Origin of the sequence: Gordonia hydrophobica NBRC 16057, assembly GCF_001592365.1 — a bacterium.
Taxonomy (GTDB): Bacteria; Actinomycetota; Actinomycetes; order Mycobacteriales; family Mycobacteriaceae; genus Gordonia; species Gordonia hydrophobica.
In genome coordinates, this window is the sequence record NZ_BCWU01000002.1 from 201,852 (window position 1) to 217,345 (window position 15,494).

General features: G+C 65.9%; 15 protein-coding genes. 7 read left to right on the plus strand and 8 right to left on the minus strand.

Translation table 11 applies throughout. From position 1 onward, the window contains the following. Nucleotides 1–14 precede the first annotated feature (14 nt). On the plus strand, nt 15–1,154 hold the full coding sequence (locus GH2_RS04495) for an NAD(P)/FAD-dependent oxidoreductase (protein ID WP_244885302.1): 1,140 nt from the start codon (nt 15–17) through the stop codon (nt 1,152–1,154). 233 nt (nt 1,155–1,387) lie between these two features. Here the strand turns inward: GH2_RS04495 and GH2_RS04500 are convergent, their stop codons facing one another. Both GH2_RS04500 and GH2_RS04505 read right to left on the minus strand, forming a co-directional pair. Beyond that, nucleotides 1,388–2,356, minus strand: a complete 969-nt coding sequence (locus GH2_RS04500; protein ID WP_066163635.1) for an alpha/beta hydrolase — start codon at nt 2,354–2,356, stop codon at nt 1,388–1,390. Nucleotides 2,357–2,409: 53 nt separating this feature from the next. Continuing rightward, nucleotides 2,410–3,999 (minus strand): FAD-dependent monooxygenase, encoded by a 1,590-nt coding sequence (locus GH2_RS04505; protein WP_084247307.1) that lies wholly within the window; start codon nt 3,997–3,999, stop codon nt 2,410–2,412. A gap of 47 nt (nt 4,000–4,046) precedes the next feature. On the opposite strand from GH2_RS04505, the gene GH2_RS04510 reads away from it, so the two are divergent. Next, the gene (locus GH2_RS04510; RefSeq protein WP_066164284.1) at nt 4,047–4,838 is read left to right on the plus strand and encodes an IclR family transcriptional regulator; all 792 of its coding nucleotides are present in this window, start codon (nt 4,047–4,049) and stop codon (nt 4,836–4,838) included. An 8-nt stretch (nt 4,839–4,846) separates the two neighbouring features. Here GH2_RS04510 and GH2_RS04515 read toward each other — a convergent pair whose 3' ends face one another. Further along, nucleotides 4,847–5,539: a GntR family transcriptional regulator gene (locus tag GH2_RS04515; RefSeq protein WP_066163637.1), complete on the minus strand. Its 693-nt coding sequence runs from the start codon at nt 5,537–5,539 to the stop codon at nt 4,847–4,849. A gap of 165 nt (nt 5,540–5,704) precedes the next feature. On the opposite strand from GH2_RS04515, the gene GH2_RS04520 reads away from it, so the two are divergent. The 3 genes from GH2_RS04520 to GH2_RS04530 are packed head-to-tail and all read left to right on the plus strand — an operon-like array spanning nt 5,705 to nt 9,548. Beyond that, on the plus strand, nt 5,705–6,562 hold the full coding sequence (locus GH2_RS04520) for a fumarylacetoacetate hydrolase family protein (RefSeq protein ID WP_066163639.1): 858 nt from the start codon (nt 5,705–5,707) through the stop codon (nt 6,560–6,562). Nucleotides 6,563–6,579: 17 nt separating this feature from the next. Beyond that, nucleotides 6,580–7,521, plus strand: a complete 942-nt coding sequence (locus GH2_RS04525) for a VOC family protein (RefSeq protein ID WP_066163640.1) — start codon at nt 6,580–6,582, stop codon at nt 7,519–7,521. Continuing rightward, nucleotides 7,518–9,548: an acetoacetate--CoA ligase gene (locus GH2_RS04530; protein WP_084247308.1), complete on the plus strand. Its 2,031-nt coding sequence runs from the start codon at nt 7,518–7,520 to the stop codon at nt 9,546–9,548. Before GH2_RS04525 ends, GH2_RS04530 begins: the two co-directional genes overlap by 4 nt. Nucleotides 9,549–9,582: 34 nt before the next feature. On the opposite strand, the gene GH2_RS04535 is transcribed toward GH2_RS04530, so the two are convergent. Next, nucleotides 9,583–10,431: a sulfurtransferase gene (locus GH2_RS04535; protein ID WP_066163641.1), complete on the minus strand. Its 849-nt coding sequence runs from the start codon at nt 10,429–10,431 to the stop codon at nt 9,583–9,585. Nucleotides 10,432–10,545: 114 nt separating this feature from the next. On the opposite strand from GH2_RS04535, the gene GH2_RS04540 reads away from it, so the two are divergent. Further along, nucleotides 10,546–11,139, plus strand: coding sequence for a TetR/AcrR family transcriptional regulator (locus GH2_RS04540; protein ID WP_066163645.1), 594 nt, complete (start codon nt 10,546–10,548; stop codon nt 11,137–11,139). On the opposite strand, the gene GH2_RS04545 is transcribed toward GH2_RS04540, so the two are convergent. Further along, nucleotides 11,124–11,993 (minus strand): SDR family oxidoreductase, encoded by an 870-nt coding sequence (locus GH2_RS04545; RefSeq protein ID WP_066163647.1) that lies wholly within the window; start codon nt 11,991–11,993, stop codon nt 11,124–11,126. The genes GH2_RS04540 and GH2_RS04545 overlap by 16 nt on opposite strands. Before the next feature lie 43 nt (nt 11,994–12,036). Beyond that, nucleotides 12,037–13,176 carry an amidohydrolase family protein gene (locus GH2_RS04550; protein WP_066163649.1) on the minus strand — a complete coding sequence of 380 codons (1,140 nt, stop codon included), beginning with the start codon at nt 13,174–13,176 and terminating at the stop codon, nt 12,037–12,039. A 124-nt stretch (nt 13,177–13,300) separates the two neighbouring features. Here GH2_RS04550 and GH2_RS04555 point away from each other — a divergent pair, with 124 nt between their 5' ends. Beyond that, nucleotides 13,301–14,455: an FAD-binding oxidoreductase gene (locus GH2_RS04555; protein ID WP_066164290.1), complete on the plus strand. Its 1,155-nt coding sequence runs from the start codon at nt 13,301–13,303 to the stop codon at nt 14,453–14,455. 5 nt (nt 14,456–14,460) lie between these two features. Here the strand turns inward: GH2_RS04555 and GH2_RS04560 are convergent, their stop codons facing one another. Together GH2_RS04560 and GH2_RS04565 are read right to left on the minus strand one after the other, a co-directional pair. Then, the gene (locus GH2_RS04560) at nt 14,461–14,856 is read right to left on the minus strand and encodes a DoxX family protein (protein WP_066163651.1); all 396 of its coding nucleotides are present in this window, start codon (nt 14,854–14,856) and stop codon (nt 14,461–14,463) included. Between the two features lie 214 nt (nt 14,857–15,070). Further along, on the minus strand, nt 15,071–15,487 hold the full coding sequence (locus tag GH2_RS04565) for a heat shock protein transcriptional repressor HspR (RefSeq protein ID WP_084247309.1): 417 nt from the start codon (nt 15,485–15,487) through the stop codon (nt 15,071–15,073). Nucleotides 15,488–15,494: the final 7 nt, after the last annotated feature.

Genomic DNA, 15,494 nt, shown 5'->3' on the forward strand with positions numbered 1-15,494 from the left:
GCAGAATCGTTGTCGTGGGTGGTTCGATCACCGCGACGACCGCAGCGGAAACGCTCAGACTGGAGGGTTTCGACGGGGCGATCACCATCCTGAGTCAAGAGAGCCGGGCCCCTTACACGCGGGTGCCGCTCTCGAAAGGGGCGCTCGCGGGCAGGGAAGACGTCGACGACATCACTCTTCCGCTGCCTTCCGACGACATCGAGCTGCGGCCCGGCGTTCGGGCCGAAAGTCTGGATCTGTCCCGACGAATTGTGTGGACCGAGCAGGGACCGGTGCCTTGGGACGGGTTGGTGATCGCGACCGGTGCTCGTGCGCGCCGATTGGCACCGGAACTGAACGAATTCGTAGTCCGGGAGCACGCCGATTGCTTGCGACTTCAAGAGGCTTCGACCGATGCCGACAGCATTCTGGTGGTGGGCGGCGGGTTCTTGGGAATGGAAATCGCTTCGACGCTGCGAGAGCTGGGCAAATCCGTCACAGTCGTGGACCGGGAGCCCCCATTACAGCGGTTGCTCGGGGAGACGGTCGCCGCGCGCATTCGCCAGGTCGCGGCTGATCGCGGAGTGCAATTCCATATCGCTCCGGATGGCGTGACGTTGTTCGGTGACCAGGCCACGCCGCCGCGCGGCGTACAAACTGCTGCCGGCCGGACGCTGGAAGCAGATGTCGTGATCTCCGCCGCCGGTGACGTACCGAATGTCGACTGGCTGGCCCGCAGCGGCCTGAGATACACGGACAGCGGTCTACGCGTCGACTCGCGGGGGCGAGTCCGGCCCGACGTCGTGGCCGCGGGCGATGTGGCTGCGTGTCCGGCACCCGGTGGCGGTCACGCGCGCATTCCGAGCTGGACCAACGCCATTGACCAGGCGCGGGTGGCCGCCCGCGCGCTGATCCGAGGGGATGCGGCACCGCGCTACGATCCCTCGTACTACTTCTGGACTGAGCAATTCGGCTTGGACATCAAGGTCAGCGGTGCGCTGGTGTCAGACACCGAACTACAGGTCAACGACGGCTGGACTGCCGATGCGAACCCGGCGCTGCTCATCTGGGGAGAAGCGGATGCTCCGCTTCGAGTACTGGGCTGGAATCACAAACTGCGCCCGGCGCAGCTCAAGCGAATGACGCGACGATCTCCCCGAGTCATGTCGACATAGCTCACGTGGGCCCCTATTCACAACCAGAATAGGGGCCTACTGTCGTTCTGCGTTAAAGGTCAAGATGTGTGTACAGATCCGCTGTGTCTGATGTCTGACCTCAGCTGACTGTGAGTCGAACATGCTTTGAATGGATGTTCAGCACCTGCACACGTGATCACGAAAGGCACCGTGGCCGCAACACCCTGAGATCGGGGTGGTGCGGCCACGTGACATGCTGCCGGCGGTCGCGCTTATCGGGCGGCAGGAAGGCTCGCGATCCACCTCTTCACGATCTCAACATACTGGTGAGGTACGAGCTGGTGCAGGATGTGCGGAGCCTCGGGCAGATCGACGACGTCCACACTGACTCCGGTGGCACGGATCATCTCGACCGCCTTACTGACTTGCAGGTCCGACATGGCGCCCACCAGACCGGCAGTCGCCTCATCGATCATTCGGGCGTGGTGAGTCACCAGCATCGGAACCTTGACCTGCGAAAGCATGTAGTCGTGCGGGCAGGTCTGCGCGACTGTGCCCTCGTAGAACGCCCGACCCCATTCCGGGTCATACTCGACCAGGTTCTGTGGCGCTTCTTCGGGCAGCGGCACCTGTCGGAGCATGGGGATCTCGGAGGACTTCATCGCGGCGAGAAACCCCTTGTAATCACCGACCGACCATTGGTCTCCGAGGTAATCGCGCCAATTCACAAAGATGTGGCCGGCAGCCTGACGGATGGTATGCCCGACCTTCGAGTTCAGTTCCGAGGCGAAGAAGGGTGCGTCTTCAGCCACTGCGGCCCGGATCTGTCCAGGCAGGGCGAACGCCGCCAACCAGGCCGCCAGCACCCCTCCGGAGGAGTTGCCGGAGACGATGACCGGTCGCCCGATCACCAGGTCGATGAATCTGACGAGGTCGTTGCCGAAATTGTCGAGGCTATAGCGTCCCGGCGTCCACGTGCTGCGGCCCTGTCCGCGCAGATCGACGGCAAAGACATGAAAGTCGTCGGCGAGCAGTCCCATCGCCTCCTCGTATCCCCACCACGACTCACTTTGCGAAGGAAGGAGGAGCAGGGCCGGATTCGCTGCCGAACCTGCTTCCGCGTAGTTCAGGTCGATTTCGCCGAGATCGACCAGTTTTTCCTCGTAGCCGTGGGAGACGAGGAGGTGCTCCGGCGCACCGTGCCTCACGGTCCGACGTTCCTTGCCCTGTTGAATTGCCATTGTCAAATTCCCTTCGGTGTGGATTCCGTGACGATCGTCGCGGAGAGATGGAGTCATGCTCGTCCTGCCGGACGGTCAGTGACCGGCTTGGCCGTGGTGTTCAGGTGGCCGGATACCACCCTGAGATCGATCTCTGTCGGGTCCCGGCCGACCCAGGCAATGTGCTGATCAGGTCGGACGAGGACAAACTGTCCTGGTGCGCCGGTGGCCGCGGGTGTGACAGGTACCAGCGAGAGCGGAATGGACCGCCGCCGGCACTCCTGGACCAACGACGAGACTGCGGCGGACTCGTCGCCGTGCGGGATCAGGAGGCTATAGCCCTTCCCGAGCAGGTCGTACAGCGAGCGATTCGGATCCATCCACCGGTGCGGGAGGCGTGCACCGGGAACGAAACTCGGCCGGTAATGACGAACGTCGCGGTCGGCGTCGGTCGGACCGGTTGCGACGACGGGCGACTGCGCATAGCTGTACCCCAGTACCAGACCCAAAGAATAGAACTCCTCGGCTTTGGTCTCCTGGAGGGCTCCAGGGGTCCGGGCGATGGCCAATCCGGAAGCACGCAGATTGGTCGCCGCCGACTCTATGGTCTCTTGTGCGATGTGCCGTCGCTCGTGTTCGTAGGATTCAAGCAGTCCCCGGCCACCCCAGCCGGCGATCACCGCTGCCAGCTTCCAGCCGATATTCACCGCGTCTCCGACACAGGTGTTGAATCCGTGACCGCCGAACGGCGGATTCAGGTGGGCACTTTCGCCGACGAGAAAGACACGCTGGGAAGCGAATCGGTCAGCGAGCAGCATGCGCGGGGTCCACGCATCCATGGAGTGGATCTCGGCGTCGAAGTCCGTCTCGGGTAGCCCGACCAAGTCCGCGATCAACCTTTTGACCTGCGCCGGGTCCGTGATGTCGCCGGCGGCAGCCAGGCTCGCCCACCAGCGACCCGCGTGGTCGAGTGGTCCCAGTGCGCCCGGTGTGGCTGCGCCGACCGCCCAATAATGGACGGCGTCGCCCACCGCCGGTCGCAGCCGCGGAGCGGTGAACACGACGTTCAAGTTCGCGTGTGGCGCGGAGGTACCGGACAACGATGCACCGATAGATTCGCGGGTAGGGCTCCAGCCGCCATCGCATCCGATGACGAAACGCGCTGTCAGCGCTTCCTCGGCCGCATTCGATCCTTCAACAGTGACGTGGACGAACTCGTCGTGCTCGATGATCGCGATGACTCGGCAGCCCAGGCGGAAATCGACCAGGCCAGTGTCGAGCAGATGCTCGCGAAGCACGTCCTCGACCACTGGCTGTGGGATCTGCTGGCTCGTCTCGGCAGCGAAGTCCAACGGTTCGGCGGACAGCCCGAAAGCGTGATCGAACTCGGTGATGATGGACCCATTGGCGTTGTCGCAGAATACGACTCGTTGGCTCCATGCGGGCTTGATCTCCGCCCTATCGCGGATGGCGTGGGCGATTCCCCAACGGCGAAAGTGCTCCATCGTCCTGATACTGGTGGTCTTGGCTCGCGGCCGATCGTGGGCGACGGAGGTGCGCGGCTCGATGAGAACGGAGGCGATTCCGTGATGGGCGAGTTCAGCCGCGGTAGCCAGGCCAGACGGACCGCCCCCGACGATGACAACGTCGTGATCGAAGTTCATGCCTGTATGTTTCGGCGTATGACGTGCGAACCACGATGGGGATTCCGATGAGTGGAACGGGAAATGGGACACGGCGCTCCGGTCGACCGGTCGAAGGGGAGCCGCTACTGGTGCGCGCCTTCCGAATTCTGCGGGCTTTCCGAACTCCCGGAGAGTCACTGACCTTGAGTTTGCTGGCCGCTCGTGCCGAACTACCGAAGAGCTCAACCTTGCGAATCGCGACGCAACTGGTAGACGTCGGAGCGCTGGAGCGTCGAAATGACGGTCGCTTCGTCATGGGCCTTCGAATGTTGGAGTTGGCCGCGGTCGCCCCCCGCGGTCATGGCCTGCGGAGCGCGGCGCTGCCGTATATGGAGGATCTCCACCGAGTGACGAATCAACATGTGCAGCTAGCGGTTCGCGAAGGTAATGAGGCGGTACTGGTGGAACGACTCTCGGCCCGTGACGCTGTCGCGGTGGCCCATCGCGTTGGAGGGCGACTGCCGTTGGATAAGACCGGCGTGGGCATTGCACTCCTTGCCTGGGCTCCGGCGAGCGTGTATCAGACGGTACTCGGTACGGACTCCCCCGGCGGCGCGTCACCAGCCCATCAGCGGCGCGTACGCGATCTGATGGCACGGGCACGCCGGGATGGTGTGGTGGCTTTGACCGGCGACAATCCGCTGGGCACGGAACCGACGGAGGTGACCACGATCGCTGCGCCGATCATTGATGAGCGTGGCCAAGCCCTGGGCGCCATCTCGATCATTCAGCCCGGCGGCGGCACCGGCGTGAATGTACTGCGGGTCGCTTTGCGCACGGCGAGCCTGGGAATCGCACGCACGGTCGCGTCGCCGTAGGGCCGGCCCTAGCTCGCGGGGTGTCGCGCGGCTTGTGCGGCGATCAGCAATTCGGTGGTCCGGCGGATGTGCGCGTCCGTCCGTTCTGCGGCCAGGTCGGCCTGGCGGCTGATCGCCGCGTCCATCAGTCCCCGATGTTCGGCGGCGATGTCTCGATGGGCGATCTCCTGCTCCGGCGCAGACCAGCACCGATAGACCTCGGCGACTGAGCGCAGCCGATGGGCGATGTCGAAGAGGTAGGAGTTGGCGCAGCCGCTGAGGATCGCGAGATGAAACTGTTCATGCGCCGCGATCCAGTCGGCCTGAATCTGACCGGCGCTCGTGGCTTCGGTGAGTCGTGCGAGAGCATGATGTTTGGCTACGACGTCGGCCTCCCAGGCCAGGTCGCCATCGGCTACAGCGGTGCGCGTCACCAGCGTCTCGATGGCCACGCGCGCCTCTGTCAGCTGATTGAGCCGGTCGACGGACACTTCGATCACGCGGAAACCGAGCTGAGGTTCGGAGGTGGCCAGCCCCTGCTCGACGAGACGAGGCAGCACCTCGCGCAAGACGCCGGTACTGACCGCATAGCGCGCACCGAGGTCTGCGAAGCCCAGCCGAGCACCCGGCTCAAGCTGCCCGTTGAGGATATCCAGCCGGATCTGATCCAGTACGCGATCGGCCCGGGTAGGGATTGAAGCGCGCACACGACCGCTGGACATAGTCAGAGCATACCGAATGTTCCGATGATCAAGACAGTCACGACAACTCGAGCACTATTTCGAAATTTGATTGACGTATCGAATTGTGTGTGGTTGCGTGGTCTGTTATCACCACCCGAAAATCCTTCGCGAGGTCGGTGATTCGGAGAGAAATGAGAACTACACGTGCGAATCGCAAACCGTGCCGGCAGAGCCGTCTTGGTATCGGCCGACTCCTCGTCTTTCGCAGATCTGGAGCAGGTCTCGAACGGGCGATTCGGCCCGGCGGTCCCGGAAATCTATGACCGCTGGGACGAGCTTTTGGAGTGGTTCGCCGCGACCGGCGCAGATCTGTCGACAACCGGTGAGGCCCTGGCACCCGCCGATCTCGGAGCTCCGTCTCCCGGACCACGGCAGATCTTCGCGATCGGGCTGAACTATCAGGACCATGCCGACGAGGCGGGTTTGCCTCATCCGGAGGTGCCACCGACATTCACCAAGTGGGTCGGCAGCTTCGCCGGGCCCGAAGGGAACCTCCAGCTGCCGACCGGAACAGTGGACTGGGAAGCCGAGCTGGTCGCGGTGATCGGCCGACGCGCCGATAAGGTCCACGTCGACAATGCATGGAGCCATGTAGCCGGTGTGACCGTCGGACAGGACTATTCCGAGCGAACTCTGCAACTGACCGGCCCAGCGCCCCAGTTCTCACTTGGTAAGTCCTTCGCCGGATTCTCCCCGCAGGGGCCATGGCTGACATCCATCGATGAGCTTGCCAATCCCGACGACCTCGCTATCGAGTGCCGGATCAACGGTGAAGTCGTTCAGCAGAGCTCCACCGCCCGATTGATCTTCTCAGTACCGCAGATCATCGCCCATCTGTCGTCAGTTCTTCCCCTGTTTCCCGGCGACGTGATCTTCACCGGAACACCCGCGGGGGTGGGCGGCGCCCGCAAACCACCTCGATTCCTCGCTGCCGGAGACGTTGTCGAAACGGCGATCGCCGGGCTGGGCCAGATTCGCCAAACCTGTGTCACCAGCTACTGACTGACTGGAGCTACCACATGCCTCTTCATCGACTGACCGGCATCACCCTCGGCGTACCCGATGTCGCCAGGACCGCTGCCTACTACGCCGACTTCGGTCTGACCAGCATCGACGACGGTGCGGCGACCACTGATCGGGTACGCATGGGCACCATCGACGGCGGGGAACAACTGGCCATCACCCAGACCCGTCGGCGTCGCCTTCTTCAGTTGGGTGTCGGCGTGGACGATCCAGACGATATCGATCGGATCGCACACTCGCTGAGAAGCCTCGGCTTCCAGGCTGCCCGCACCGATCGCAGCATCGAAGCCACCGAGCCCGGCACCAAAGTGGTGGTTCGCGTGGAGGTGGCCGACCGCATCAATTCCGATGCGGCTCCTGCCGCGGCCACCAATCGGCCCGGTGCGATCGACCGTCCCAATCAGCGCGCCGCGAGCGTTACCAGAGAGAATAGGGTCCGTCCGCGAAAGCTCGGCCATGTGGTACTCGGTTCGACGGACCAGGAGGCCTCTCAGCGGTTCTTCACCGACGGAATCGGCTTCAAAGTCAGTGATCTAGTCAAGGATTCGGCGGCATTCCTGCGGTGCTCCACCGACCATCACAATGTGTTGGTCCAGGCGGCACCGGTGGACCTGCTGCACCACACGTCCTGGCAGGTGGACGATGTGGACGAAGTAGGTCGGGGCGCTGCGGCCATGCTGGCAGCGGACCCGGATCGACACGTTTGGGGACTGGGCCGCCACGCGATCGGTTCGAATTTCTTCTGGTATTTGAAAGATCCCGCGGGCAACTTCTCCGAGTACTACTCCGACATCGACTGCATCGTTGATGACGCGCTGTGGAAGCCGGGTGTATGGGAAGGAGCGCGGGCGCTCTTCGATTGGGGGCCACCCCCGCCACCGTCATTTCTCGCTCCCGAGGACCTGGCCGCACTGATGACGGGATCGCATTCGGAATGACCAACGTATCCGAACAATCGGTCAGGAGAACGGCGGCAGGCGTGATCCCGGCGAACACCACGATGGCCGAGTTCGCCGTGGCGGCCGGGCAACGGCACTCAGCCGATTTCTCGACTTATCCGGCGCTCCATGCCTGGTCGGTGGATGCGCCCGAGCAGTTCTGGGCCCAGGTGTGGGACTACTTCGACGTGGTCGCTTCGAGGCGATTCGATACGGTCCTCGACGGGGCGGCGATGCCTGGCGCCCGTTGGTTCAGCGGCGCCCGGCTCAACTACGCCGACCAGGTCCTGCGAGAGGCTGAGCGTCGTACCGGGCCAGCCATTGTGGTGCTCGGCGAGGATCTGGGTCGAATCGAAGTGAGCTGGCCCGAACTTCGCGACCGGGTGGCGGCGTTTGCGGCAACCCTGCGGGCTTCCGGCGTGGTTCCTGGCGATCGGGTGGTCGGCTATCTGCCCAATGCGGAGGAGGCAATCGTCGCCTTCCTCGGATCAGCTGCCGTGGGCGCCACCTGGGCTGCCTGTGCACCGGACTACGGCGTCACCGCGGCTGCAGATCGGCTTGAGCAACTTGCACCGAAAGTTCTCGTCGGTGTCACGGCAACCCGCTTCGGCGGATCCTGCCGAGACCGTCGACCAGTGCTGGCCGAGCTGGCGCAGCGACTCGCACCGGACCTGGTCATCACTGTCCCCCGGGACGGGCTGGACGTCGACCACACGGCGGCGCCGACGATCGCGCGCTGGATCAGTTGGGATCAGTCGCTGCGCCGGGGCGATCCGCCCGTCGATCTGGTGACCGAACAAGTCGCACCGGACCATCCGCTCTGGGTGCTGTTCTCCTCGGGCACCACCGGGGTGCCGAAAGGAATCGTGCACGGGCACGCCGGTGTCGTCGTAACGCATTTGGCCGTGCTCGGATTGCACCAAGATCTCGGCCGCGAGGACATCTTCTTCTGGTACACGACCACTAACTGGATGCTCTGGAACATCGTGGTGGGGGCATTGCTGCTCGGGGCTACCACTGTGACCTACGAGGGCAGCCCGATCCACCCGGACGCCGACCTGCTGTGGCGCATTGTTGAGCAAGAGAAGGTGACGCAGTTCGGCACCAGCCCCGGCCTGCTGCGGGCCGCGATGTCGGCCGGGCTGACACCCGGCTGCGACCACGACCTGCGCGCACTCGAGAAAATCCTGGTGACGGGTGCCCCGGTGTCGGAGGCCCTGAGCACCTGGGTCCATGAATCAGTGTCGCGGAGTATGCCGCTGTATTCCACGAGCGGAGGCACCGATGTGGTGAGTTCGTTCGTGGGGGGTTGCCCAGGAATGCCGATTCGTCCCGGCGAGAATTCGGGTCCCCTGCTCGGGGTTGCGGCGGCCGCCTGGGATGAGGCCGGCAAGCCGGTTCGGGATATGGTCGGCGAACTCGTGGTGACCGTGCCGATGCCTTCGATGCCCGTCAAGTTCTGGAACGATCCTGATGGCAGCCGATATCGGGAAGCGTATTTCAGTACCTATCCGAATGTGTGGCGCCACGGGGACTGGGTAACGCACACTGCGTCAGGGAGTTTCATCGTTCACGGACGCTCCGACTCCACGCTGAACCGTAACGGCATACGCATCGGATCGGCGGATCTATACCACGTGGCTGAGAGCATCGAAGGGATCGCCGAGGCGCTGGTGCTCGGTGTCGAGATGAGTGACGGAAGCTATCGGATGCCGATGTTTCTGGTGTTGGAAGGGGAGTCGCCAGATCGGCAAGAGCTTGTGGCGCACTTGGAGTACCGGCTACGGACCGAGTGCTCACCCCGGCACGTGCCTGACGAGTTCCACTTCGTGGAGGCTATTCCGCACACGAAGACCGGCAAGAAGCTGGAGGTTCCGCTCAAGCGAATCTTGCAGGGCGCCGCGGCCAGTGAGGTACTGAGCATGGGTGTCGTGGATCGACCGGAGTTGATCGATTTCTACGTCCGGCTCGCCGCGGAATGGGCGACGGCCGGGCGCGGACCAACTGCTACTGGCACCCCGAGGTAGACCGAGCCCGGCCCCGATGGACCCGACCGGATCGCTATCGACCCAGCTCGACCTCCCGCGACGCGTCGGCCGACCACTGCGAGTACGACCCCGGGAACAGCGTCGCGTCGACGCCGATGCTCGCAAGCGCAGCGATCTGGTGTGCCGCGGTGACTCCGGAGCCACAGTAGACGACGACATCGCGCTGGTCGGCGCCCAGCGCCTGGAAACGCTCGCGGAGTTCGTCGGCAGGTTTGAAGGTTCCGTCCGCGGTCACATTGGCGCCGGTCGGCGCGTTCACCGCACCCGGGATGTGGCCGGGCCGCGGATCGACGGGCTCGTTCTCGCCGGCGAAACGCTCGGGAGCGCGGGCGTCGAGGAGCAGGGTGGACGCGGGATCGAGAGCGGCGACGTCGTCGATCGTCGCGGTCGGCAGGTGTCCCTCCGACAGCACGACCGTCCCGACGCGCGGCGTCGCGTCGCCGGTGGAGATCCGCATGCCTGCGGCCTTCCAGGCGCCGAGACCGCCGTCGAGGATGGTGACCTCCGACAGACCCGCCCAGCGCAGCAGCCACCACGCGCGGGCCGCGGCCTTGCCCTCCCAGTCGTCGTAGACCACGACGCGGGACAGGGCGTCGACGCCCCACCGCCGGGCCGCCGCCTGCAGGTCGTCGATCGCGGGCAACGGGTGCCGACCGCCTTCGGAAGTGGCCGGCGCGGCGAGTTCGGTGTCGAGGTCGACGTACACCGATCCCGGCAGGTGACCTGCGCGGTAGTGGCTGTGCCCGTCCGAATCGCCGAGTCGCCAACGGACGTCGAGCACCACCGGCGGCCGCGACGACAGCATCGCCTCGACCAACTCGTCGACCGTCGTGAACACCGCATCACTGCCCTGCGCACCCATGCCGCATCGACCCCTTTCGCGTCGCGGCGCCGGAACGTGATCCGGCCCCACAACGAGGGTAGGACCGCGCCCCGACCACCCGCACACGGCATACCGACATGCGACAATCGGGCCATGCCCCAGCCCTCCGATGCCACCGAATCCGCCGATGCCGCAGCCACCCTGCGGCGCCGTTTCCTGGACGCAGCGATGCGCGTGCTGGCGCGCGACGGCTACGCCGGATTCAAGCAGTCGACGGTGTGCGCGGAGACCGGCCTGACCACCGGCGGCTTCTACCACTCGTTCCCGAGTTGGAAAGACTTCGAGATCGCGTTGATCGAGCACTGGCAGACCAATGCGACGGCCAACGTCGTCGCCACCCTGCGCACCATCGGCAGCCCGGAGCAACGGGTGCGGGCGCTGAGCGACGTCGCGAAGGGGTTGCCGCACCACACCGAGCGCGCCCTGCGCGTGTGGGCGGAGAAAGACCCCGACGTCGCGCGGGCCGTCGCGGAGGTGGACCAGACGCGGTACGACGCGATCGCCGAGTTCGCCGGTGAACTCCTGGCCGACCCCGACGCGCCGGAGCGCTTGGCCGCGCATTCGATGCTGGTGTTGATCGGCTATCAGTGCTCGAGCATCGACGCCGCCGCCTTCGGTGCGACACTCGAGCACATCCGGGACGAGGCGCTGGCCCTCCCACGCAAGCCCGCTCAGACGTCCGAGTAGTCCGCCACCTGCCCGGTGCGCGGTGCCCGCAGCATCGCGGTCAGCATGCGCGGAACCCGGCGGAGGGGCAGCGGCGCGGGCCAGTCCGTCGGCCGCAGGAGGGCTTCGGTGCCGCCGTCGACGGTGATCACCGACCCGGCCATGAAGTCGGCGGCGGGCGACAGCATGGTCAGCACCCACTCCGCGAGCTGCTCCGGAGTTCCGTACTCCCGGACCGGGACGGGATATGAGCGGACCTGCTTGCCGGTCTCGCCTGCCAGCTGTGCGCGGAGCAGCGGAGTCAAGACCGGGCCGGGCGCGATGATGTTGACGCGGATTCCCGACCCCGCCCAGTCCGCGGTGACCGCATGTTCCCGAACCCAGCGGCTGACCGCGATCTTCGACGACGCGTACGCCGCCGGCGCCGACAACGGGCCGCGGCGACGCAGGATCGCGGTGGCACCTGCGGTGTCACCGCGCAGCAGTCGGCGGACGGCGCCGCGCGGGACCAGCGGCGTCGACGTCGTCGAATTGGATCCGAAGACCACGACTTTCGCGTTTCCGGCCGCGGCGAGTTCCGGTTGGAGCGCGAGGAGGACTTCGGTGACGCCGAGGACGTTCACCTCCACGGTGAGCCGCTCCTTGCCGCGCAGCGCGCCCACCCCTGCGGCGAACACCGCGCCGTCGAGTCGGCCGTCGGCGGCCTCGAGGATCTGGCGGACCGCCGTCGCACGCCCGAGCCGCGTCGACAGATCGGCCACGACGTCCGCGTCCCGTTGGTCGACCCCGATCACCCGATGTCCGTCGGCGCGGAGCCGCTGAGCCACCGCGTGCCCCATCCCCGACGCCGAGCCGGTCACCACATATTCGCCCATAGCTGCTCCTGAGTCGTCTACGCCAACGACTGTAGAACACGTTCTAATTCGATGGTGGCGCGGGCACGCCGTAGATGCGCTCCGCATTGCGCGCGAACAGCTGTTGCAGCAGGTAGGGGCCGCGGTCCCCGAGCACGTCGAGCAGCGCGCCGACGGACATGTCGATGGTGGAGTTGGGACGGTCGATCGGCGAATCGGAGCCGAACACCACGCGATCGGGGCCGAATCGGTCCACCGCGTGCAGCACCAGCGGCCCGATCATGTCGGCGAGGACCGCGCGCGTGCCGATGTTGCCTGCCGTCTCCAGTCCGTACCCGAGGTTCGACAGCCCGAGCCCGGACACCTTGATCACCACATTGGGGCGTTGCGCGATCATCGCGATTCGCTCGCGCCACAGCCCGAGGATCTCCGCGCGCGCGGCGGCCGTCATCCCCGTCCGCGCACCGGTCGGGCCGAACACGCCTGCGGGCATCCCGAGGTGTTCGATCACGATGGTCGTCTCGGGGAACCGCCGCGCCAGCATGTCGAGCTGACCGAGCTGGTGCGAATAGGCGAACGAGACGAACGTCAGGTCGCGCTCCGCGATGGCCTCGAACCCGTTCAAGAAGCTGGTCGACGCCACCGCGTCCGGCTCGTCACACCAGTCGGGGATCTCCGGGTCGGGGTGCTGCGCCCATTTGAAACGCACGCCGCGGATCTTGTCGGACAGCGCCAACTGGCGATCGAGCTGCCGCGCGAAATCCCGGTGCCGCGGATCGACGGCGCTGACCGTCGCCCCCAGGTCCGGCCCGGACCGCCCGTGCGGCAGCGCCAAGACGTACTTGAGCTCGTCGTACGACGAGTCCATCAGCGCTTCGGGACTCTTCATGGCCCGCCAGTGCGCCTCGATCGAGACCACACTGCGGACGCCGACGCCCGCTACCGCGTAGAGCGCGTCGGCGTCGTGCGCGTACGACGCCAACTCGTACGCCGACCGCAGAACACTCGGATCCAGACCGAGCCGACCGTCGTCTCCGGTGGAGAACTTCGAGGCGAACCACAGGATCGGCGGGGGAACAAAACGCTGCATCGGCAACCGCGACAGCCGCTCGAAGCGGGCCAGCGCCCACGACGATCGCGTGGGATTGAAGTAGTGGACGTGTGCGTCGACGATTCCGGGGAGCAGGCCTTCGAGCGTCGTCACAGACCAAGCGTGCCACACCGCACAGAAGTCACAGTGCGCGATATCGCAGCACGTCCCCGCCTGCGACTACAGTGGACGACGCCCGATCCCCATACCAGCGGATACGCAGAGAGTGAGCAGCAGCGTGACGCAGCCCGAGCAGCCGGCACTGACCCGTGCGCGCACCCTGGTCGCAGGCAATTCGGAGCGGTTCGCTCGCAATGTGTTTGCGCGGTTGTTCGCCATGAAGCCGGTCCTGCGTGAGCTGTTCCCGGCGGAGATGGCGCGCGTGCGGGAGTCGTTCGTCGACGTGGTCGATCACGTCCTGGCATCCATCGCCGCCCCCGACGGTCATGGCGAACTGGTCGACTTCCTAGCCCAGTTGGGTCGAGATCACCGCAAGTACGGAGTGGTCAGCGAGCACTACTGGTTGATGTACGACGCGCTCATGTCGGAGTTCGAGTACGCCTTCGGTGCCGGCTGGACCGACGCCGCCGAGGAATCGGTCGGTCAGGCGATGCTCCTGCTGACCGGGGTGATGCGGGGAGCCGCCGAGAGCGCCTCCGAGCCGGTGCAATGGCAGGCGCGCGTGGTGCAGAAGTTCTCGATCACCCGCGACCGCGCGATCGTCCGGCTGGTCGCGACCGGCCCCCACCCGGCCTACGCGGCGGGACAATATCTGGAGACGCAGATTCCACAGTGGCCGCGGACCTGGCGCAACCTGTCCCCCGCGATCCCCGACAATCCCAACGGCGAGTTGGAGTTTCACGTTCGTGCGGTGCCCGGCGGACGAATCAGCAGAACCATCGTCAGCGAAACCCGCGTCGGCGACGTGTGGACGTTCGCGCAACGGCACGGAACCATGCAGCTGGATCCGGCGAAGCCGTCCCTGCTGATCGCCGGCGGCACCGGCCTGGCACCGCTGCGCGCCCTGCTCATCGATTACGCCCAATACGCCGAACCCGCGCCGGTGCACCTGTTCTACGGGACCGAATACCCGGGTGAACTGTATGAACTCGGTGTGCTGCGCCAACTCGCGGCCACCAACCCGTGGTTGCGGATCACCGGCGTCACCGAGAACGTCGACGATCCCTGGTGGCTCACCGACGCGGCCGATCCACGGCAGTGGGGACTGGAGTTGGTGTACGGGCGAGTCGGCGAAGTCGCCGCCGGCTACGCGGACTGGAGCGATCGTCAGGTGTTGCTGTGCGGCCCGGCGCCGATGGTGTTCCACACCGCACTGCGGCTGCGTGCCGCAGGGGTCGACGCCGACGCGATCGCGCACGATCCGCTGACGTAGCGACCCTACTTCGTGGCGCCCGCCAGAATCACCAGCGCACCACCGAGCAGCGAGACGTTCTTCAAGAACTGCACCTGCTGCATCTTGCGCTGCATCGGGTCGTCGAACTCCCAGAAGCCATGACCCGCGAACGTGGTGGGGATCAGCGACGCCGCGATGATGCCCGCACCCGCGCGGGATCCGAGTCCGGTCGCGACCATCGCCCCGCCGACCGCCATCGCGGCGCCGTTGGCGCGGACGACGGTGTCGTTGTCGACCGGGACCGGCACCACGCCACGCGCTCGGTCGAGCAACGGAGCCGCCGCAGCCACGCGGCCTCCCGGCTCGGTGGCCGCGTCGTATCCCAGCATCATGTACGGGATTCCGGTCAGTGCTCGGCCGGCAGCGCGGAGAAGTCGCATGAGGGTCCTTTCGAGGCGATCAGGTGCTCGGCCGAGCGTACCTGCGCGTGGTGGGGGTGGGGTGAGACCCAGCCCGGGGGCGATCTCGACGCGCAGGCTCGCTTCGCTCGCGTGCTTGCTCGATCAGCGTAAGAGGGGCGTGTGGAGGGAGCGCGCGATCAGCGTAAGAGGGCGCGCCTGGTCAGCGTGGAAGGCGCGCGCGACCAGCGCGCGGTCAGCGACCGCGCTTGGTGCGGGGCTGCCAGACCACGAGGGCGTTGGTCCGGGGCACCGGAACCAGCTCGCCGTGACGGGCACGTGGGGCGTTCTCCAGCTGTTGGACGAGGTCGGCGACCTGCTTGTGGAGGGCCTCCACCTCGTCGCTGAGTTCGATGATCCGTTTGATGCCTGCGAGGTTGACGCCCTCGTCCTGCGAGAGTCGCTGGATCTCGCGGAGCATCTCGACGTCGCGGTTCGAGTACCGGCGACCCCCGCCGCGCGTGCGCTGCGGGGTCACCAGCCCCAGCCGGTCGTAGGTCCGGAGCGTCTGAGCGTGCATGCCCGCCAACTCCGCGGCCACCGAGATCATGAAGGTCGCGGCGTCGGCGACCTCGTCATTCCTGCGTCGATCGTTCCGATCCATGCCTGCCATGGGTCAT